The sequence below is a fragment of the Pseudoalteromonas sp. SR45-4 genome, from assembly GCF_014163535.1.
In the GTDB taxonomy this organism is placed as follows: domain Bacteria; phylum Pseudomonadota; class Gammaproteobacteria; order Enterobacterales; family Alteromonadaceae; genus Pseudoalteromonas; species Pseudoalteromonas nigrifaciens.
On sequence record NZ_JACJDO010000002.1, the window covers coordinates 142508 to 164721 of the forward strand.

Annotated in this window: 19 protein-coding genes; 15 read left to right on the forward strand and 4 right to left on the reverse strand. The window is 37.5% G+C overall.

The window, feature by feature from the left end; genetic code table 11:
- The first annotated feature begins 496 nt into the window (after positions 1 to 496).
- From H5058_RS01820 to H5058_RS01850, 7 genes are all read left to right on the forward strand, one after another.
- On the forward strand, positions 497 to 2086 hold the full coding sequence (locus H5058_RS01820; protein ID WP_080516828.1) for an ABC-F family ATPase: 1590 nt from the start codon (positions 497 to 499) through the stop codon (positions 2084 to 2086).
- Between the two features lie 151 nt (positions 2087 to 2237).
- Entirely contained in the window at positions 2238 to 2720 is a 483-nt protein-coding gene (purE, locus tag H5058_RS01825) for a 5-(carboxyamino)imidazole ribonucleotide mutase (protein ID WP_011328251.1), read from the forward strand.
- A gap of 2 nt (positions 2721 to 2722) precedes the next feature.
- Complete coding sequence (locus tag H5058_RS01830; protein ID WP_182676681.1) at positions 2723 to 3871, forward strand: 5-(carboxyamino)imidazole ribonucleotide synthase; 1149 nt, start codon at positions 2723 to 2725, stop codon at positions 3869 to 3871.
- A 57-nt stretch (positions 3872 to 3928) separates the two neighbouring features.
- Complete coding sequence (locus H5058_RS01835; protein ID WP_011328249.1) at positions 3929 to 4153, forward strand: DUF2798 domain-containing protein; 225 nt, start codon at positions 3929 to 3931, stop codon at positions 4151 to 4153.
- Between the two features lie 6 nt (positions 4154 to 4159).
- Positions 4160 to 5086: a YeiH family protein gene (locus tag H5058_RS01840; RefSeq protein ID WP_011328248.1), complete on the forward strand. Its 927-nt coding sequence runs from the start codon at positions 4160 to 4162 to the stop codon at positions 5084 to 5086.
- On the forward strand, positions 5086 to 6258 hold the full coding sequence (locus H5058_RS01845; RefSeq protein WP_179807045.1) for an endonuclease/exonuclease/phosphatase family protein: 1173 nt from the start codon (positions 5086 to 5088) through the stop codon (positions 6256 to 6258). Before H5058_RS01840 ends, H5058_RS01845 begins: the two co-directional genes overlap by 1 nt.
- A 102-nt stretch (positions 6259 to 6360) precedes the next feature.
- On the forward strand, positions 6361 to 8865 hold the full coding sequence (locus tag H5058_RS01850) for a prolyl oligopeptidase family serine peptidase (RefSeq protein ID WP_179807046.1): 2505 nt from the start codon (positions 6361 to 6363) through the stop codon (positions 8863 to 8865).
- Between the two features lie 54 nt (positions 8866 to 8919).
- Here H5058_RS01850 and rrtA read toward each other — a convergent pair whose 3' ends face one another.
- On the reverse strand, positions 8920 to 9504 hold the full coding sequence (gene rrtA / locus H5058_RS01855) for a rhombosortase (protein ID WP_086996953.1): 585 nt from the start codon (positions 9502 to 9504) through the stop codon (positions 8920 to 8922).
- A 94-nt stretch (positions 9505 to 9598) separates the two neighbouring features.
- On the opposite strand from rrtA, the gene ggt reads away from it, so the two are divergent.
- The 3 genes from ggt (at position 9599) to H5058_RS01870 (ending at position 14151) form a co-directional block, all read left to right on the forward strand.
- On the forward strand, positions 9599 to 11377 hold the full coding sequence (gene ggt, locus H5058_RS01860) for a gamma-glutamyltransferase (protein WP_089368318.1): 1779 nt from the start codon (positions 9599 to 9601) through the stop codon (positions 11375 to 11377).
- Between the two features lie 151 nt (positions 11378 to 11528).
- Complete coding sequence (locus H5058_RS01865; RefSeq protein WP_182676683.1) at positions 11529 to 13223, forward strand: NAD-dependent malic enzyme; 1695 nt, start codon at positions 11529 to 11531, stop codon at positions 13221 to 13223.
- 217 nt (positions 13224 to 13440) lie between these two features.
- Positions 13441 to 14151: an SIMPL domain-containing protein gene (locus H5058_RS01870; RefSeq protein ID WP_011328242.1), complete on the forward strand. Its 711-nt coding sequence runs from the start codon at positions 13441 to 13443 to the stop codon at positions 14149 to 14151.
- Positions 14152 to 14160: 9 nt separating this feature from the next.
- Here H5058_RS01870 and H5058_RS01875 read toward each other — a convergent pair whose 3' ends face one another.
- Positions 14161 to 15507 carry a DUF2254 domain-containing protein gene (locus H5058_RS01875; RefSeq protein ID WP_086996944.1) on the reverse strand — a complete coding sequence of 449 codons (1347 nt, stop codon included), beginning with the start codon at positions 15505 to 15507 and terminating at the stop codon, positions 14161 to 14163.
- 121 nt (positions 15508 to 15628) lie between these two features.
- Here H5058_RS01875 and H5058_RS01880 point away from each other — a divergent pair, with 121 nt between their 5' ends.
- From H5058_RS01880 to H5058_RS01895, 4 genes are all read left to right on the forward strand, one after another.
- On the forward strand, positions 15629 to 16003 hold the full coding sequence (locus tag H5058_RS01880) for an MAPEG family protein (RefSeq protein ID WP_182676685.1): 375 nt from the start codon (positions 15629 to 15631) through the stop codon (positions 16001 to 16003).
- 8 nt (positions 16004 to 16011) lie between these two features.
- Entirely contained in the window at positions 16012 to 16644 is a 633-nt protein-coding gene (locus H5058_RS01885; RefSeq protein ID WP_182676687.1) for a sulfotransferase, read from the forward strand.
- Positions 16645 to 16731: 87 nt separating this feature from the next.
- The gene (locus H5058_RS01890; protein ID WP_011328238.1) at positions 16732 to 17304 is read left to right on the forward strand and encodes a tRNA-(ms[2]io[6]A)-hydroxylase; all 573 of its coding nucleotides are present in this window, start codon (positions 16732 to 16734) and stop codon (positions 17302 to 17304) included.
- A gap of 107 nt (positions 17305 to 17411) precedes the next feature.
- Positions 17412 to 17795 (forward strand): DUF1090 domain-containing protein, encoded by a 384-nt coding sequence (locus H5058_RS01895; protein ID WP_220485770.1) that lies wholly within the window; start codon positions 17412 to 17414, stop codon positions 17793 to 17795.
- 1657 nt (positions 17796 to 19452) lie between these two features.
- Here H5058_RS01895 and H5058_RS01900 read toward each other — a convergent pair.
- Positions 19453 to 20412: a sugar-binding transcriptional regulator gene (locus H5058_RS01900; RefSeq protein ID WP_182676689.1), complete on the reverse strand. Its 960-nt coding sequence runs from the start codon at positions 20410 to 20412 to the stop codon at positions 19453 to 19455.
- 237 nt (positions 20413 to 20649) lie between these two features.
- Complete coding sequence (locus H5058_RS01905; RefSeq protein ID WP_182676691.1) at positions 20650 to 21393, reverse strand: hypothetical protein; 744 nt, start codon at positions 21391 to 21393, stop codon at positions 20650 to 20652.
- 425 nt (positions 21394 to 21818) lie between these two features.
- Here H5058_RS01905 and H5058_RS01910 point away from each other — a divergent pair, with 425 nt between their 5' ends.
- Positions 21819 to 22202: a response regulator gene (locus H5058_RS01910; protein WP_086994129.1), complete on the forward strand. Its 384-nt coding sequence runs from the start codon at positions 21819 to 21821 to the stop codon at positions 22200 to 22202.
- The last annotated feature ends 12 nt before the right edge of the window (positions 22203 to 22214 follow it).

Consider the following 22214-nt stretch of genomic DNA (forward strand, 5'->3'; position numbering starts at 1 on the left):
GGTGAATTTTTTTCAAGTTGGCTAAAAAGTGAAGGGTAGTGCAAAAGCTCTAAGTGGCTTTTATATCATCAATATATACAAAAATATTTTTAATAAAAACTAAATGCGACAAACAAGCTAACAAACAGGTTAAACAGTTGTATTAAATAATTTTGCAGATGTTAACAACGGCGAATGAAATTCAGTCAGCAAAAATTTATTAATTAAATACGCACCAGCAGCAATATCAATTGCTGACTGATGTTGTTTTTGGATACAAATATAAGGAGGTGCTAACTTTTCAAAATTGAAATTTGTTTAATTATGCGGCAATTTAATCGCTTTGTAAGGTGCGTTACCTAGTGTGCGTTAAGTAATATTTTACAACTTAATTATAGTTATTAAAGCAGGCTCTTATTTGCGTATTTAGCCTTTAAACTTTCATAGAAAAAACGATGAATTTGGTTTAAACTGCGCGCAATTAAAATACATCATGTCTCCCTTGGAGGGTAGCGCTATTATTAGTACAGCTAACATCACCATGCAATTTGGTGCTAAACCATTATTTGAAAACATCTCAGCAAAATTTGGCGACGGCAACCGTTACGGTTTGATCGGTGCTAATGGTTGCGGTAAATCAACATTTATGAAAATTCTAAGTGGTGAGCTTGAGCCGTCTTCGGGTAACGTTAGCACTGATCCAAATGAACGAGTTGCTAAACTAAACCAAGACCAGTTTGCGTACGAAGAGTATTCTGTAATTGATACTGTGATCATGGGTCACAAGCAGTTATGGGAAATTAAACAAGAACGCGACCGCATTTACTCTTTAGCTGAAATGAGCGAAGCGGATGGCATGAAAGTAGCCGATTTGGAAACTGAATTTGCCGAAATGGACGGTTACTCTGCAGAATCTAAAGCGGGTGAGTTGTTATTAGGTGTAGGTATTGCTACTGAGCAACACTATGGCCCTATGTCAGAAATTGCGCCAGGTTTTAAATTGCGTGTACTTTTAGCACAGGTACTGTTTTCAGATCCTGAAATAATGCTACTCGATGAACCTACTAATAACTTGGATATTTATACAATCAAGTGGTTAGAAGATGTATTGAACCAACGCGATTGCACCATGATAATAATTTCGCATGACCGCCACTTTTTAAACTCGGTTTGTACCCACATGGCCGATATTGATTACGGTGAGCTGCGTATTTATTCAGGTAACTACGACGAATACATGTTTGCTGCAACGCAAGCACGTGAGCGTCTGTTAAGTGAAAACGCCAAAAAGAAAAACCAAATTGCTGAACTTCAACAATTTGTATCACGTTTTTCTGCTAATGCGTCAAAAGCTAAGCAAGCAACGTCGCGTGCTAAACGTATCGACAAAATTCAGTTAGATGAAGTTAAAGCGTCATCACGTCAAACGCCATTTATTCGTTTCGATCAAGAAAAACAATTATTCCGTAATGCGCTAGAAATGACTAACCTTAGCCAAGGTTTTGGCGACAACACTTTGTTCTCTGGCCTTGAAGGTTTAGTAGAAGTAGGTGAACGCATTGCTATTATTGGCGAAAACGGTGTAGGTAAAACAACACTGTTAAATACCTTTGCTGGGCGTTTAGCGCCTAAGTCGGGTGAGTTTAAGTGGTCTGAAAATGCCAATATTGGTTATTACGCGCAAGATCATGCAGATGAATTTGCCACCGATATGAACTTATTTGAGTGGATGGAGCAATGGCAGCAAGAAGGCGACGACGAGCAAGTGGTGCGCAGCTTTTTAGGCCGTATGTTGTTCTCTCAAAACGATATTAAAAAGTCGGTTAAAGTAATATCGGGTGGTGAGCAAGGCCGTATGTTATTTGGTAAAATTATGATGCATAAACCAAATATATTACTAATGGATGAGCCAACCAACCACATGGATATGGAATCTATTGAAGCACTTAACTTAGCACTTGAAGCCTACGAAGGTACTTTATTGTTTGTGTCTCACGATCGCCAATTTGTATCATCGGTTGCTACGCGTATCTGGGAAGTTAAAGACGGTAAGGTTATTGACTTTAGAGGTACCTACGCTGAGTACCTAGCAAGTAAAGAGGCGTAAATAGCGCTTTACTGCTAACTTTAAAAAGCCATGTTTAACATGGCTTTTTTTGTTTTTGTTAGTCGCAATTTAATGACTTTTGGGTATAATACCCGCCATAAAAGCGGACATAAGTCCGCTAGTTAAAATAGTATATTACTGAGGAGTATTTATGAAAGTTGGCATTATTATGGGTTCTAAATCAGATTGGCCAACCATGGAACATGCGGCGCTCATGCTAGAAAAATTTGGCATTGAGTACGAAACAAAAGTAGTTTCTGCCCACCGAACTCCTCAACTCCTTGCTGATTACGCAAGCTCAGCAAGCGACCGTGGTATTAAAGTTATAATTGCAGGCGCAGGCGGCGCGGCCCATTTGCCGGGTATGGCAGCTGCATTTACCTCATTACCAGTACTTGGTGTGCCAGTTAAATCAAAAGCGCTTAATGGTATTGATTCGCTACTTTCTATTTGCCAAATGCCTAAAGGTGTTGCGGTAGGGACATTAGCTATTGGTGAGCCTGGCGCTGCTAATGCAGGTTTACTTGCAGCACAAATTTTAGGGTGTCAAAATCCTGAAATATTCGCAAAAATTGAAGCGTTTCGTAAAGAACAAACCGACACTATTTTAGCTAACCCTAATCCTGCAGAGTAATAATGACTATTTTAATTTTAGGTGCAGGGCAATTAGCACGCATGATGAGCCTTGCTGGCGCGCCACTTAATTTAAACGTGGTTGCGTACGATGTAGGCAGCCAAAAAATTGTGCACCCACTCACAGGCGAAGTTTACTCAACCACATTAGAGCAAGCCATAGCAAACGCAGATGCAATTACTGCTGAGTTTGAGCATATACCTGACGATGTATTAACACTTTGTTGTAATAGCAATAAGTTTTATCCGGGTAAAGCGGCCATTAAAACCGGTGGCGATCGCCAAATCGAAAAAGCACTACTAGATAAAACAACTGTAGCGTGCGCACCGTATCAACTTATTACTGAAAAAGCGCACCTTGAGCTTGCGGTTAAAAACCTAGGTAAACCTTTAGTTATTAAAACCTGTCAAGCAGGCTACGATGGTAAAGGCCAATGGCGATTAAAGTCTGACGATCAAATTGATGAAATTTGGGCTCAAATGTCTGATTTTATTGCCTCAGGCACAGCACATGCACCTCATACTATTATTGCTGAAAAAATGATTCCGTTCGATCGTGAAGTATCTATTATTGGTGCACGCGATAAACACGGTAATGTTGCAATTTATCCGTTAACCGAAAACCAGCACACCAATGGTGTATTAACCTTATCGGTAGCAGGTTTAAATAATAGCCATGTAGAGCAGCAAGCTATTGATGCCTTTACTAAATTAGCGAATGAGCTTAATTATGTGGGTGTATTGGCAATTGAGTTTTTTGACGTTAAAGGCACTTTACTGGTAAACGAAATTGCCCCGCGTGTACACAACTCAGGCCACTGGACACAGCAAGGTTGCCATTGCTCGCAGTTTGAAAACCATATGCGTGCGGTTGCAGGGCTGCCTCTGGGTAATACTGAGCTTAAACACGCCACTGCGATGATAAATGTGCTTGGCCAAGCCAGTATTCCTACTGCAGTTTTAGAAGTGACTGATGTAACTAGTCATTGGTACGGTAAAACAGTAAAACCAGGGCGTAAAATGGGTCATATTAATGTCTCAGCTCAAAGTCTACATCAACTAGGTGAACGCTTAACTGAACTTAGCGAGTGTTTACCAGAACAAGCCTACCCAGGTATTTTAGCCACGAGTACATCTTTGATACTCAACTAAAAATAAGCAATAAATTGGGACATCTCAATTTATTGCTTAACGCCAAAGGCTACACCTATGTTTAACCCTAAATACCGCAATGTTGTGTTTGCATTTTTAATGGCACTATTAATGTCGGGCTTTATGTCTTTTGTGATCTCATTATTTAACGTGGGAATGGTCGATAATATTATAACTATATGGCTCAAAGCATGGGTATTTGCATTTTCTATCGCATTTCCTACAGTTATTCTAGTTGCACCTTTAGTACACAAGTTAACTGATAAAATAATTCGAGCGTAATACAGCATGCCATTAACACTCAAAAAGCCATTGTTTTTAATTCTTTTAGCATTATGTATCACTCCTTTTATTGGCGCTGGTAGTGCACTGGTAATAGGCGCTGCTTTTGCTATGACATTAGGTAATCCGTTTGCCGAGCTTTCGCAAAAAGCCAGTAAGTGGATGTTAAAAGCAGCGGTGGTCGGGCTTGGTTTTGCCGTTGACTTTAATCAGGTAATTGAAGTGGGTAGCAGCTCTTTAGTGCTCACTATTGTGAGTATTACCGCAATAATTGGCTTAGGTGAAATACTTACCCAAGTATTTAAACTTAACCGCAATACCGGCGTATTAATTTCATTTGGCACTGCTATTTGTGGTGGCAGTGCTATTGCAGCTATGGCACCGGTAATTAAAGCAAAAGATCATGAAGTGGCTGTGGCACTTGGCGTAGTATTTATGCTCAATGGCGTGGGCTTACTGTTGTTTCCGGCCATTGGCCATTATTTTAATTTAACCGAGCAGCAATTTGGCATGTGGGCTGCTTTAGCTATTCACGATACCAGCAGTGTTGTAGGTGCATCCGCTACTTATGGCGCTGTGGCACTAAGCATTGCCACCACAGTAAAATTAACCCGCGCTATGTGGATCATTCCTTATACTGCGCTTGCTGGGGTGTTTTTACGCTCAGATGAAAAAGCCAGTATTCCACTATTTATTGTTGGCTTTGTACTCGCCGCACTTATTAATACTTATTTGCCACAGTTTTCACCTGTATGGAGCGTTATTAATATAGTTGCTAAACAATTGCTTATAGTTACATTATTTTTAATTGGTAGTGGCCTATCATTAGCAGTACTAAAACAAGCCGGACTTAAGCCCTTTATAATGGCAATTTTATTATGGATAGTGGTAAGTAGTGTTATTTTATTATTAATTTTAGATGGGTTGATATAATGAAAGGTAATTTAAGTAGTATTACTTTGGGTAGTACGTTGTTTTGTTTACTGCTAAGCAACTACGTTGCAGCGGCGCAACTGCGTGTTGCCACCTTTAATGTAAGTATGGATGCAACTAACTATACACCAAGAAAAACCCCTGTAAAAAGCGATTCTTTGGTTAGCGCGCTTAAAGCAGAGCATTCACAAATTAAAAATATTGCCGAAATAATTCAACGTGTTCGCCCCGATATAATACTATTAAACGAGTTTGACTATGTGCCAAAAGAGCAGGGTATAGCGTACTTTAAAAGCCATTATTTAAACGTGAGTCAAAATAATCAAGCGGCAATAGACTATCCTTATTTTTATATTGCGCCGGTTAATACCGGTTTAGCCACTGAGTTTGATTTAGATAACGACGGTAAAAAAATAGGAATAATGGGCGACGCTCACGGTTTTGGTTTTTTTGAAGGCCATTACGGTATGGCCGTTTTATCTCGTTATCCAATCGATTTAGATAAAGTACGAACGCTGCAAACTTTTAAATATAAAGATATGCCTAATGCGCAAATGCCTATCGATCCAACCACAGGCAAAAACTGGTATAACGAGCAAGAATGGCAAAACATTCGTTTGAGCTCAAAATCTTTTTGGGATTTACCCATATCAGTTAATAATAAAACGGTACACATACTTGCATCGCACCCAACCCCGCCGGTTTTTGATGGCTTAGAGGACAGAAACGGTAAGCGTAACCATGATGAAGTAAGGTTAGTTGCAGACTACATTAATAATGCCGATTATATTTATGACGATAAAGGTAAAAAAGGCGGTTTAAATGCTCAGTCTCGGTTTGTTATTTTAGGTGACTTAAATGCCGCCCCTGAGGGTGATAAACAGCGAACTATAACTACAGATCAGCTACTTAAGCATCCGCTTGTAAACGCCAGTTTTATACCGCAAAGTGCTGGCGCAAAAGAGCAATATCCACAGCACAGCCATGCTAAAAATTACAGTGCAAGTTGGCAAGCACGGGTTGACTATGTTTTGCCATCGCATTATGGGTTAAAAATTATTGATGGTGGGGTATTTTGGCCAACTAAAAATAGCCAGCTATACCGCTTAATTAAAGACAGAAATGCGTCGAGTGATCATCGACTAGTTTGGCTAGATTTACGCTTAGAATAAGCAACCTAACTCAGTTACACCGGCGTTTGTCTTAAAAAATTGCAATCACCAAAGTGCTTCTGCTTAAATACGGCTTAATTATAATTACCGTTAAGAAGCACTATGATTTTTAATATCTCATCGTCCAAAACATTAATAGCACTGGCTGTTGCCTCAAGTGTTTTTTTAGCAGGGTGTCAAGCAACTGCATCATCTTCAACAGCTACGCAAAATAATGTAACAACGTCTCCTGTTGCTGCCGTTGTTAATACCCCCGCCGATATGGGCTCTACTAAAATAACGTTAGAGCAAGCTATGGCCCATCCCGATTGGCTTGGACGTCAACCAGAGCGCGCATTTTGGGGCAGTGATTCTGCTACCATTATTTATGCACGTAAAGAGCAAGGTAATGAGTTACGTAACTTATTTAGCCAATCAATTACAAGCCAAAGCGCAGAGCAAATAGCACTTAATAAACTGCACACTGTAGGTGCAAATAAAGCTGTTTATTCAAAAAATAAAGCCCTGCAAGCCTATGTATTTGAGGGTAATATATTTGTAAAAAGCGTTACAACAGGTGCAATTCAACAAGTAACGCATACCTCTAGCACTGAATCTAAACCACAATTTTTAAATGATGGCAGCTTAGCTTATCGTCAAGGTAATACATTTTTTAAAGTTGACTTAAGCTCAGGCTTAACCACTGAAATTGCTAATTTAAAACTGGCAGATAAGCCCCAGGGCATTACAGAGCCAAGCAGTTATATTGCTAAAGAGCAGCACAAACTTATTGATTACATAGCGCTAACGCATAAAAACAATAAAGATAAACAAGCACGCAAAGCACAGCTTAAGCAGCAAAATAGCTCAATTGCTAATACTGAGTTTTATTTAGGCAAAGGTAATAGTGTAAAAGACGTGCAGTTATCGCCAAATGGTGATGCTTTATTAGTGGTAGTGCAAGAGCAAAGAGATTGGCGCGATGATAGCGATATAATGCCAAATTATATTACCGATGATGCCCGCATTGAACCTAAAAAAGCGCGCCGCCGAGTAGCTGACGAAAAGTCGCAAACCTCAGAGCTGGTATACATTAATTTAAACGATAAAAGTCAAAATACCTTAAGCTTTGATACCCTACCGGGCTTTGATGAAGACGTATTAGCAGCGGTTAAAAAAGAAAACTATGCCCGTGATGGTAAAACGTATAAGTCTAAAAAAGCGCCGCGTGGTATAAATTTAATTAGCGATTGGGGCTGGGATCAAAGCCCTATAATTTGGAACGACGACGGCTCAAACGTAGCAATAATGCTAGAAGCGTGGGATAACAAAGATCGCTGGTTAGCAACCGTCGATTTTAAAAATAATAAGTTAGTGTCGCAACATCGTTTACATGACGACGCTTGGATAGCCTATGCTTTTAACGATTTTGGCTGGCTACACAACTCTAACACCTTATATTATTTATCAGAGCAGTCGGGTTACAGTCAGCTTTATAAAAAGCCGTTAAATGGTAAAGCAACAGCGCTAACAACAGGTAAGTTTGAAGTATCTAACCTTACGCTTACCGACGATAACAGTGCTATTTATTATAAAGCTAACGTTGAACACCCAGGCCTATACGAAATTTATCGTGTAAATCCACTAACCGGTAAAAACGAGCAAGTAACCGACCTTAACGGTATGACCGACTATACACTTAGCCCTGATCAAACCAAGCTGCTGTTAAAGCACTCAACAATTATGTTACCAACTGAGTTGTATGTGGCTGATGCAAAAGCAAACACACAGGTTACCCGGTTAACACATACGGTTTCGGATGAGTTTTTAGCTAAAAAGCTAACGGCCCCTAAAATAATTGCAGTGCCATCTAGCCATACTGATCAACCTATTTACGCAAAAGTGTACTATCCGGCTGATTATGTAGAGGGCGAAGTGGGTAAAAAGCGTAAAGCGGTTATTTTTAACCACGGTGCAGGTTACTTACAAAACTCGCACTTGGGCTGGTCTGGGTATTTTCGTGAGTTTATGTTTCATTCGTTATTAGCTGACGAAGGTTATGTAGTAATGGATATGGATTACCGCGCATCTAAAGGTTATGGACGTGATTGGCGTACGGCAATTTATCGTCAAATGGGTACACCCGAAACCCAAGATTTAGCTGATGGGGTTAAATGGATGGCAGAAAATGCCAACGTAAATACGCAAGCTGTAGGTACGTATGGCGGCTCTTATGGCGGCTTTATGACCTTTATGGCGTTATTTACCGCGCCAGAATTGTTTCAAGCGGGCGCTGCACTTCGCCCCGTTACCGATTGGGCTCATTATAATGCGCCGTACACGGCAAATATATTAAACCATCCGGATGTTGATCCAATTGCATATGAGCGCAGTTCGCCTATTTACTATGCTGAGGGTTTAAACAAACGCTTATTAATTAATGCGCCTATGGTTGACGACAACGTGTTTTTTCAAGATACGGTTAGATTAGTACAGCGTTTAATTGAGCTTGAAAAAGAAAACTTTGAAACGGCTATTTTTCCGGTAGAGCCGCACGGTTTTGTGCAGCCATCGAGCTGGTTAGATGAATATCGCCGTATTTATAAACTGTTTAAAGAAACCCTGTAACGATTAATAACAAGTTACACCTAAAACGCCACTTTTAAGTGGCGTTTTTTATATTTAGTTTTTGTTTTTAATGTAGTTAACTAATAAAGGTGCAGCTAATAAAGTACCACCAATAGCACCAATTAAGTGCGCGTCAATTGCAACGGTTGAGTTTATAAGCTTACCAATATCGGCATTAGGGCCATTTAGCTGCTCAAATATTATTTTAAGCCACACCCCAATAAACAATAAATAGCCCGACTTAAGCTCAAGTGTTGTATCTTTAACTGCGCCCCAAATAATAACGCCATGTAACAGTGCGCTTAGCCCAGTGTAAATATAAATACTGGGGCAAAACCAGTAAACACCTAAGCCGCACCACAGAGCCAATAAGCTAATATTAATAGCGTAGCGTTTAGGCGACGTATGTTCGCCATGTAGTAACCAAATTAAAATAATACCGCCGCAGTTTAGCGCCAAATGTGCCCAGTTAGCATGAACAAATTGGCTGCTAAAAACTCGCCACAATTCGCCCTGATTAACTAAATCGCGATTAAATTCGAGTAAGTCATTTAAATCAAAAGTAGCAAAAGTAACGCTTAGCAGCATTAAAAATAAAGGAGGGAGTAAATAACGAGGTTGCACTGGTAAATTAAGCATTTAATTGTAATTTTTAGTATTAATTTTTGCATATTGTGCCTGTTTAATTTTAAGATGCCAATTAACTCCTGATAATTTAGGTTATTTACTCTTTATGAACTTTAAACATCACACATTACTTGCTATTACATTATGTGCAACGTCTTTTCCTTTATTTGCACAACCCCTTACTCAAATTGAAACGCGCGAGCCAGAAGCCGCAACCGGCTTAGTACATAAACAAGCCGTGAGCGGCAATAATTATATGGTGGTTGCAGCTAACCCGTATGCATCTCGTGCTGGGCAGCAAATATTAGCGCAAGGCGGCAGCGCTGTTGATGCTGCAATAGCAACGCAACTGGTACTGACTTTAGTAGAACCACAATCTTCAGGTATTGGTGGCGGCACCTTTATGCTGTACTACAACAAAGTAAACAACAAATTAACCAGTTTTGATGGCCGTGAAACAGCACCAGAAAACGCCGACGAAACATTGTTTTTAGATAAGCATGGCAAAGCCGTGAAGTGGATTGAAGCCATAGTAGGTGGACGCTCAGTAGGTGTGCCAGGGGTTTTACATGCCTTTGCTAACGCACATAAACAATACGGTAAACTACCTTGGGCTGATTTATTTAAACCAGCCATTGAGCTTGCAGAGCAAGGCTTTGAGGTTTCGCCGCGATTACACGGTTTACTGCAGCGCCAATTAAACCCTGGCGTAATGAGCATGCCAGTAATTAACGACTACTTTTTCCCAAACGGTAAATTAATTGCGATAGGTAGCATCAAAAAAAACCAGCCATTAGCTAATTTATACAAAGAGATTGCTAGTAATGGTATTGATGCATTTTATAAGGGCGCTAATGCCAAACAAATGGTTAATGCGGTACAGCACTCTAAAATAGCGCCTGGCAAATTAAATGAGCAAGATCTGGCTAATTACACTAGCAAAGAGCGCGAGGCGGTATGTATTGAGTATCGTGTTTATAATGTATGTTCTATGGCACCACCCAGTAGCGGCGGGGTAGCTGTGCTGCAAATGCTTGGCTTATTAGAGCATAAAAACATGGGCGCACTGCCAGTAAATGGTGAGCAAGCACTGCATTACTTTAGCCAAGCATCAAGAATTGCGTTTGCCGATAGGGATGTTTACATGGGCGATCCCGATTTTACCCAAGTACCTACCAAGGAATTATTAAATAAAGACTATATAGCCACACGTGCAAAACTAATTACCGAGCAAGATATAACAGCCGTTGCTGGTAACCCAGTTGATTACTTAAGTTATGCCAAAGACGACTCGTTCGAATTGCCATCAACCAGCCATGTGTCGATTGTAGATAGCCAAGGCAATGCGGTCTCTATGACCAGTTCAATCGAAATGGCTTTTGGCTCAACGGTAATGGTAAATGGTTTTATTTTAAATAATCAGCTGACTGACTTTTCATTATCGCCGCGTAAAAACGGCCAGCTTGTAGCAAACCGAGTTGAAGCTGGCAAGCGCCCGCGCAGCTCTATGTCGCCAGTAATGGTATTTAATAAAGATGGAAGTTTACGTTTGGTTGTCGGATCTCCTGGCGGAAGCCGTATTATTAGTTACGTTGCACAAGTGGTAATTGGCGTGCTTGATTGGGATTTATCTGTTCAAGAAGCAATTAATCTACCACGTACTACTAATCGTAACGACTACACTAGCCTTGAAAAAGGCACTGCGCTTGAAGCATTAGCGCCAGCACTTAGCAAGCGTGGTCATAATGTTAGAATTTTAGATTTAAACTCTGGTTTACATGCAGTTGAAGTAAAAAACAACACATTAATAGGCGGCGCCGATCCTCGCCGTGAAGGGGTGGCTTTGTCTGATTTAACTGATAAAAGCGCCACTTTAAAATTCTAAATTATGTATAATACAAATGCGCTAAGCTAGTGTTTAAAATTAGCGCATTTATATATTCTCAATGGTCTGACAAGGTTAAATAGCATTGCAATTTAGCCTTTAACACCGATAATGGCAGATCATAACTTAAGACTAAGTAAAGCTTGGAAATATGACTACAAATACCGATCCAAATTATCTTTATATTCATCATTCTGGCCCCGGCCTTCTTGAAACGCCATTACTCAATAAAGGCAGTGCATTTAGCCAAAAAGAACGCGAAAACTTTAATATTGCGGGTTTACTGCCTCCTCGTTATGAAACAATCGAAGAGCAGGTAGAGCGTTGTTACCAGCAGTATTCTAGTTTTACCGACAATCTTAATAAGCATATTTATTTACGTGCAATTCAAGATAATAACGAAACACTTTATTATCGTTTAGTGCGTGATCATATTGAAGAAATGATGCCAATAATTTACACCCCAACAGTGGGTGATGCCTGTGAAAAATTCTCAGATATATATCGCAGCGCACGTGGATTATTTATTTCATATGAAAATCGTTTTCAAATAGACGACATTTTACGCAATGCCACCAAAGGTAAAGTAAAAGTAATTGTGGTAACCGATGGTGAACGCATTTTAGGCTTAGGTGACCAAGGTATTGGTGGCATGGGTATTCCTATTGGTAAGCTATCTTTGTATACCGCATGTGGTGGCATTAGCCCTGCGTATACATTACCGGTAATGCTAGATGTGGGTACAAATAACGAGAAGCTATTAAACGATCCTATGTATATGGGTGCGCGTCATAAGCGTATTACTCAAGATGAGTACGATGAGTTTTTAGACTTATTTATTAAAGCAATCAAGCGTCGCTGGCCAAATGTATTACTACAGTTTGAAGACTTTGCTCAGCCAAATGCGATGCCACTGCTGAAACGTTACCGCAATGAAATTTGTAGTTTTAATGACGACATTCAAGGCACAGCTGCAGTAACTGTTGGCTCATTGCTTGCTGCGTGTAGAGTTAAAAACGAACGCCTAGCAGATCAAAAAGTAGTATTTGTTGGTGCTGGCTCTGCGGGTTGTGGTATTGCTGAGCAAATTGTAAGCCAAATGGTTTTTGAAGGTATTAGCGAAGCGCAAGCACGCAGCCAGGTATTTATGGTTGACCGCTTTGGCTTGTTATCGGAAGGTATGGAAGGTCTACGCGACTTTCAGCAAGTTTTAGCGCAACCACAAGCTCGTTTGAGTGAATGGACGTACAGCGGCGAATTTGCGTCATTACTTGATGTAATGCATTGCTCTAAACCCGATATTTTAATTGGTGTTTCGGGCCAACCTGGTTTATTTACCGAACAAGTAATACGCGCTATGTATTCAGGTTGTGCACAACCTATTATTTTCCCATTAAGTAACCCGTCAAAACAGGTAGAAGCACACCCAATAGATATTATTAACTGGACCGAAGGTAAAGCACTTGTTGCTTCAGGTAGCCCATTTGCCCCAGTTGAATATAATGGTGAGCTTTTCTCAATTCCGCAGTGTAACAACAGTTATATTTTCCCGGGAATTGGTTTAGGGGTTATAGCTGCAAAAGCAACGCGTATTACAGATGCTATGTTAAGTGTTTCTAGCGAAATGCTGGCTGAATCATCGCCGCGTGCAAACACAGGTAAAGGGAGTTTATTGCCGGCACTTACAGAAATTGAAACCCTAAGTAAACGTATTGCATTTGCTGTAGGCAAAAAAGCGATTGAAGAGGGCGTTGCTCTTGATATTTCTGACGACGCACTATGGGCTGCTATCGATAAAAACTACTGGTTACCTAAGTACCGTAACTATAAGCGCAGTAGCATTTAAAGCTGCAACTTAGTATTTAGTAATAATTAAAAAACAGGCTACGGCCTGTTTTTTGTACTTGTTCATCTGTAATTAACCACTTAAAGTGTTTAATAAGCTTAATATATAGCAAGCTGTAAATACTTTTTGTATTAAATTAGTGACCAATAAAGGATTGCGAATTTAATAAAGTTAGTAATATAACCAGTTGTTACGGTTAATATAAAAGGATTCACTTATGAAAACGTTTACTTTATTTTTAGGTGCAGCACTGAGCTTTAATGCATTTGCTGCGGCCACACCCGATACACCGCATATTTATGTTAAAGGTGAGGCAACAATTACCACCATGCCAGATCATGTATTATTAAATGTTGGCATTACCGAAATAGATAAAGATTTAATTGCTGCAAAAAATAAAACCGATATAACCATGGCTAAGGCAATAAAATTAGTAACAGCATTAGGTGTAAGTGATGCAGATATTAATGCCGGGCAAATATCAATAAACCGAGAAAGCCAATATAATCGTGAAAGCGGTGAGCAGCAATTTAAAGGTTTTAGGGTTAGCAGATCTTTAACGGTTAAGCTTAATGCCATTAATAAATATCCCGAGTTACTACAAAACTTAGTAAACAATGGTATTAACGAAATTAACCATACGCGTTTTTTAGCAAGCAATTACGATGAACTCTACAAAAAAGCGCAAAAACTGGCTATAAAAGATACTCGCGATGCAGCTAAAGAGTTTAGCAGTGAGTTTGGCGTAGAGTTAAAAGGCTTATATAGCGCATCTATGCAGCCATTAAATGTGCAATCAGCCCCTTATATGCGCGCCGAAAAAGTGATGCTCTCAGATAGTACACCGAGTAATTATGTACCCGATGCCTATCATGCAGGTGAAATCATTATAACTGCATCTAGTTATGCAGTTTATTATATAGATTAAGTTTATACATTACTGGCGCTTAAAACGTGCCAGTAATGTATCACCTTGTTGCTTACTAATACGGGCAATTGATTTAAGCATATTATTAATTTCCTGCCTGTCGTACTCATTCGTTACGTGCTCGTTAATGTCATCAACAATAGCATTTAAATAATTAAATAAACTTTCCCTCGCCGCTGAATTTTCGTGAGCAACAAATAAAATATTTTTAAATGCTTCTAACACATTAGTCATTACGTACGCATCGCCTTTAGCGTAATTACGTAGCGGGGTAAAATTATCATGCAGTAATTCATCAAAGCGGGTTTCGTGTATATATAATAATGGCGTATCTTTGCTGTGTTTAAAGCTGTAATTAATATCACTTATTGAAAGTCGTTTAATTAATAAAATACTTAACATATCAATGGCTTTAACTGCTGTACCCGGATCGTTTATGCCTGGGCTCATCGCTTTAACGGCTATTTCTGATATTTGCGTTAAACCATAACGGTAATGGTCGCTAATATACTCTTCTATATAAAAAATAAAACAGCTTAAAATTTTAGCAATTAACTCATCATTACTTGAAATATCTTTATTACACTTTAAAAATGGATAACCTTTAACTGTAAAATAACCTTGTTTAACAGTGATATAAAGCTCAATTTCTTCTGCAGATAATAAGGCGCAAAGCTTATCGGTGTGCACTCCTTTGTAGTAGCCTTCAGTTTGACTATTTATAGAATGCCAATCAGTAAAGTCGGGAAGATTTTTAAGCGGCGCTTCTTGCTGACTTTTAATAATGGTTTTAATTTCACTTTTTGTTTGGCTAAATAAACCATTTAAAACATTATCTACTTGAATAGCGCGAGATATAGAGTGAATAAAAAATACGAATAGCCCTAACGAAATCAAACCAAAAATAAGCGCAAATAATACCCCAAGTGCCGGTATAGCCATGGCGCCATTCTCGAGTTTATTAATATTTATGAGCATAATTACTGAGTAAATAATACTGCCTAAATAAAAACCTAATACCAGTTGGTGAGATTTCCGGGTTATTAATCCAGGTACTACACGCGGCGATAAACTGGCACTGGCTGAGTTTAATACCACCATTACCATTGAAAAACTAAACACAGTTAACGAAATAATACTGCCGGCTAAGGTACTTAAAACAGTTCGCGCATTTTCGGCGCTATCGACTAATACTACAGATATAAACGACTTTAGCTTTTCAATAATGGGCATATATTCAACCGACATCGTAATAACCGCAAAGGTTAAAAATGCAATTGAAAGTAAAGAAGGGTAAAAGCCAATACTATTTATCATTTCTCGATAACTGTCGGCTACTTTGCGAGGTACAAACATAAAATCCTTATGCTTTATTGTATAAGAGTATTATTAATACTTTAGCATAGTTGTAAACTAAACTTCTGATAATGAAGGTTAACTTGTGTGTTATTATTGCCAAAAATATTAGGATAATACTGTGATCATTTCAACATACGCTGCATTACTTGCATTTTACTATATTTACTTAAGTTTTAACGTAATAAACGTGCGCAGGGCAGCGCAAATATCACTTGGTGAAGGCGAAAATCCACAGTTGCAACGGGCAATTCGTGCCCATGGTAATTTTATGGAATATGTACCGTTTGCTATTATTTTGCTTTTATTAGCAGAATATCAGGGGTTAGCGAGTCATTATTGCCATGCACTTGGTGCAATGCTACTTATAGGCTGCGTTTTTCATAATTTTGGCATAGTAGAAAAAAACCTAAAGTACCGCCAAATTGGTGTTATAGCTACATTTTTAACTATGCTTATAAGTGCTTTAGTTATTTTATTAACCCGCTTTAGTTAAATTTAATTATGAATAACAAAATATTTATTATTGGTTTACCGCGTACAGGCACTACAAGTGTTTGCCATGCTTTTTTAGAGTTTGGTATACCAACAGCGCATACTGCTTACACAAACAATTGTTTTGATAACGCCCATGCAATTGCCGATACGCCAATTTTTAATGATTATAAAGCTCTCGATAAGTATTATCCGGATGCAAAATTTATTTATTTAGAGCGTGAGCTTAACGTATGGCTACCATCAATAAAGCAATTATTATTACGTATGCATACTAATTTAACACGCACTGATGGTGGCTTTAATATTCATATAAAGCATTGTTATTTAAATACATTTATTAATTTAACAATTGATAATATAAACGATGATAGTTACTTAACGCATTGTTATAACACGCATATCAATGACGCTAGAAATTATTTTAAACACCAAGAGCAACGCTTTTTATCAATAAATATAGCAAAACCGCAAAGCTACAAAATGCTCTGTGATTTTTTAGCGATTAAAAGTAATAAAACAGATTTTGAAAAAATGAATATGGGCGGCAAAGTTACTGCCTGGAACGATATAAAACATCCGCTAAAAGTTGAATCAACAGCAAAAGGGCGCATAGATAAACTGTTACGCTACAAGGTTTAACTTTACAGGCTTAGGAGCATGATTTTTTACCTAATATACGCTAAAATCTGCGCATTATTTTACACCTTGTTATAAGTAGTACAGAGCATGTTTGAATTAAAATACCACACTCCATTTGAATGGACCGAAGTTGTACTTGATGACTTCGATACTTTTTTACAAGACCACGCCGCAGCCGAAAAAAAAGCATCGGGTATGGCCATGTCTATGCTGTCGCATTACCCCGATAAACGTAAACTGGTTACAGCTATGGCAGACTTAGCACTTGAAGAAATGATTCATTTTAAAGAAGTGCTGAAAATTTTAATTTCACGTGATGTAAATTTAGGTGATGACAAAAAAGACCCTTATATAAAACAAATACGTGCTTTATTTAGACACGGCCGCGACGGTTTTTTAATGGATCGATTATTAGTCGGTGGGGTTATTGAGGCGAGAGGGCACGAACGTTTTTCACTAGTGGCGCAAGCGTTACCAGAGGGCAAAGAAAAAGAGTTTTACATTGCGATTGCCGAATCAGAAGAAAAACATAAAAACTTATTTGTAGAACTAGCGTATGAGTATTTTGATAAAGAAGAAGTAGACATACGCCTAGAAGAGCTACTAATAGCGGAAGCTAAAATTTGTGAAAGCATTCCGTTTACTGCGGCACTGCATTAATTTAAGCTGTTAATGCCATACTCTAAAAGCGCTAAATTTATATTTGGCGCTTTTTTGTTTGTAACAATTACGCATAATTTAATAATTATTATGTTTGGACAAAGCTGATGATTAATATATTTTCAAAATATAAAGTAATACCAACAACAGCAGGTATTCTATTTATGCTGTCATCCACACCGGTTGCTGCATCATTAGCGTGTAGTGATTTGACTGGCTGTGAAAAAAAATTTTGCGAGATAGAAAGCCAGCTTGCCATAGCGAAGGAACATGGTAATAAGTACAAGATTGAAGGGTTGAAAAAAGCATTACATGCAGCAAAAGCTAATTGCAACGAAAAAATATTGAAAGAAGATTTAATAGAAAAAATAAACGATGCTAACAATGATATTGCTGAATATGAAGAAGATCTGCTAGATGCTAAACAAGCAGGTAAAAGTGATAAAGTTAGTAAGTATCAAAAAAAGATTACAGCAGAAAGCTTAAACTAAAACATCTGAAAGATGAGCTTGGCAAAATTAATTAAATCACCAGTGGCTACTTGATGTTAACGCTTTAGGTTATCGTTAACAGCAAGTGTACTGCGAATATTATCGGATTAACCATCATATTTCATTACATTATTACGCAACAATAACTATATACAGTGCAGGGCACTTCAATCTTTAAAACTAGCCTAATTAAAATACACTTAAAATTATACTTAAAAAGTCATACTACAAATAGCAATCAAACATTATGGGAAACGCGTTTCCATTACTCTGCTTTATACCACCTGTCTTTCAACAACTTAGAAGTTCATAGTTAAAACCACTATCAGCAGGGAATAACCAAGCGTATTACTGTGATAAACATAATCACACCACAATTTAACATAATTTAAATGGCTAATAATTAAACTAAATATAACTAAAACTGAAAATTAAAACCCTAAATAATAGGCTATTTAAAGCACCTGCTTATAAAACGAACTAAGCCAGCTGATTTATTACTGTTAATAGCGTTATTTTGTAAAACTAGCTATGTAAATACAGGTAAAACCCATGTGTGTAACAGTGATAAACCAGATCTTTTTGAGGTTTATTTATAAAAAACTATTACAACTGATAGCCAAAGTATAAGCATGTGGTATATCAATTCAAATTTTATGGCCGGATTGTTACTCATAAAGAGTGATAAAACAGCATGGGATTGAAATAGAAATGTTAGTTAGCTATTGGAATAGAGGATAAAATAAAGCGATTAACTAGGTTAAAGACTTAAGCTTATTTATAGGCGTTAATTATGTAGTAAGTTATGGCGCAAATTTAACTGAATTATCACTTAGTTAAAATCACAGTAAGGCTGCTAGTAAATTTATAGAATAAGTTAAATAATACAGAGAGCAAGGATATGCATATAGAGATTTATAAGTAACGTGTAGGTATGAAATAGTAGCTGAATATTACCTAAGTTAAATTCGTGATTTATGCATAGCCAAAAAAAGTAATGCTTTAAGGGGGCTGATTCATTAAGCTAGATAAGATAATAATTGCAACATTAGTGTTTATATACAAAGAGTATAAGAAGCCACATAAATAGTAAGCAGCAAAATTCCGTTCTTTGAATTGAAAATATAGCAAAGGCATAACAATATACTTGCAGACTGGTTAGTTATAGATAGGTGCGCTTTATAAACAAGGAGAACTTTAACCGCTAAATTATCAGCGGGGTTGTTTTATACAAATACATGTTTAAATAACAAACTTGCTTTATAGGGCTCATGTAAGTAAAGCATCCATATTTAAAGTTATGTATTCGTAGTAGTAGGAAAGCAGCTGTATTGAATTTGCTTAAAAACGTAAAATACACTTAATAATCTCGTAACGAGAAGGCTTACAACACACATAGTTATACTGAATAGCTTATTGCAAACCCTATTTAACATAATATAAATTATAGGTAGTTATATGTGTATTAATAAGGAGTGCTATATATTCTCTTTATTAGCCCTGCAATGTCCAATACTAGACGGTATCGGACATTAAAGAGGTTTTTATCTAAGTTAGTTATTCTCAGTTTGGTACATTTAAATTTAATTAATATTTTCTAATGTATGTAATCTAATGCATGGAATATTATATTTCAGGATTCCATTTAAAATATAAGTTACTCAATACTTAGTAAACGCTCGGCCGTGTATTCGTTAGTAATAAGCCCACTAATCATTTTAGATCTTAGCGCACCTAAAATGGCTAATACTTTTTCTTCTCCGGCAGCTATGGCAAAAATTTGTTTATCTGAATTAACTTTTAATGGCGTACTTGCTACTCGCTGATTAACATTACAATCTAATAACTTACCATTCTTATCAAACACCCAGCTTATCATTTCTCCTACAGCACCTTGCTGTTGTAACTCTTGGAGTTCGTCAAGGCTTACAAAACCGTCTTTATGAAGTGGCGAATTTAATCCTAAATTACCAACGCCTACAAATGTAACATCTGCATTCGTGGCTAATTTTAAATTACTAGCAACATTCTGCTGTGAATGCAGTTGCAGCTTTTCCTCAATGGTGCGTGGCAAAACAGGTAACGGCATTGGGTAATATTTAGCATTTATATGTTCCGCCATTCTTACTACTACATCGTATGGCGATGCCGATCCGTCTAATGCCATATTGCCTAACATGGCAACTATTTTATGTTGTTGGCAATCTTGTGTTCGCAGCTCATCTACGCATGCGCGTAAAACTCGCCCAGTTCCCATTGCGATAACTTTTGGTTGTGGTGATTTTAAATGGCGTTCTATTTCAGCCGCACCAGCTTGTGCCAAACCTAATGTAGATGAAGGTTCTGACGGATCACTAGGGACTACATCACAAGAGAGCAAACCAAAACGTGTTTTAATTTGTTCAGCCAAATCCATACATTTAGCAATAGGATGATCGAGTCTTACTTTTATTAATCCTTGGCTAACAGATAGCGCTACCATTCTTTGTGCCGATTGGCGTGAGGTATTAAGCTTTTTAGCTATTTCGTCTTGTGTTTTACCTGCAACATAATACAACCACCCTGCTCTTGCTGCGTCATCGAGTTTTCTAATTTCTGTATTAGATAGCTTGGCCACTGAAACCTCTTAAAATCAAAATAAAAAGACTATTAAAATTGATTAACAGCAAAATATTTTTGTTAATTGAACGAATTATTTAATTGTTATTAGCCCTCTAAATATACCATTCATTTAATAAAAGTGTCGAATTTTCATGTTATTGCACTAATAGAAATCAAGTTAACGCTTTCTAATTGCTCACAACATATTTTTTCTATTACAGCTAAGTGCAAGTTATGGCCACAGCTATAAAAATTATAAAAACGTAAATGCGACCTGTAATGCACCTTTATTTTGCGCGGGGTTCCACATAGCTGTTGCCGATATAGGAAAATTATACTCTAGTATTTGTAAGCTCTTGGAGTAAGTAAAACCTAAGTTAACTATATTAGCGTTATCATCATAAAAGTTTTGCTGATCTAAAAAAGAAAAAGCACCACCAATAAATACAGAGACTTGCTCATCTAATTCATTACCCTTCCACACGGGCATGCTAGCTTCGAGATAGTTAGTGTAAGCTTGTTTGTTTTTTCCTGAACTTTCATCTAAATAGGTATCTATCCCTTGAACTATTACTGAGTAGTAAAGTGATAATGGCATTTCGCCCTCAAAGGTGTAACCAAGACCGACATCAATAAAGTTTCCGGTTTTATCCGGATCGCTTGAATAGTCAAAAATATCTACATCATTAATCGACGAGTGGTTACCATGATTAACAATTTCAATGAACAGCTGCTCTGAAAACTTATAAGAAGCAAAATAAGTAAACTCCTGATACTCACCATCAAAAGAGGTCCCACCCCATAAACCTAAGGTGATTTTATTATCCGCCGTTTTATAAGTTAATTCACCAGCAACCATTGGGCCTGGCGTTACAATTGAGCCATGCCATAAGTGATTTGTTTTAAATTCTAACCCTAAATTAAAATCGTTGCTGTGTACCTGGCTACTATAAGTCGCTATTGCTGCCGTTAGTGTTAATACATGTTTAGCTTTCATAAATATGCTTCTTTGGTTGTATAAGCTCTGCGTTTGGCTTGAGTTATATAGTGCTAAATTACAGTATGGGCATAAGCCCTTCTTGTGGTCATAATCCCAGCAAGAAGTTCGTACGTCAACTATTTAAATAACAAAAAATTCACAATGCGTTACCTTGCAATAATAAGTCAATTATATCAGTAGGTTAAAACACCATAATTGTTAATTTGTTTTTTATTAATTAAACGTAAATCACTTGCAACGTAAATTTTTACAATATTAAAGGATAAGTAATGCGCGGAGGTTATTTAATAAAACGACAAAGTAGCAAAAATTATTTAAATCAGTTATTAATGACTGTTTTTTAGTTACTATCTTGAGCTTATGAGGTGGTTAGCTTAGTATTGAAAGTACTCAAATGGTATTAACAATAGAAGTAACAACATATGGAATTTGTGCACCCACTAGAACCTATTTTAATCATTGATGATACAAAAAACAGTCGCGACTATCTAAACCAAATTTTAACGGATCTTGGTTATGAAGATATTCTTGAGTGTGAAGATTTTGATTGTGCAAAACCGCTGCTTAGCGAAAAGTCCCCAAAGGTTATATTTTTAGATGTCGAAATACCTGACTCTGAAGGTAGTGATATTTTAACTTATATAAATAATTGCTATCCGCATATTCATGTTGTTATTTGCTTTGGCCATAACAGTTTCGAAAATGTAGAAAATACGTGGGAACTTGGTGCTAAAGGGGTTATAGCAAAACCGTTTAATGTACAAAAAGTAGATACAGTAATGAAGCGTTTAGAGCTCATTGAATAATAATAAGGTTAG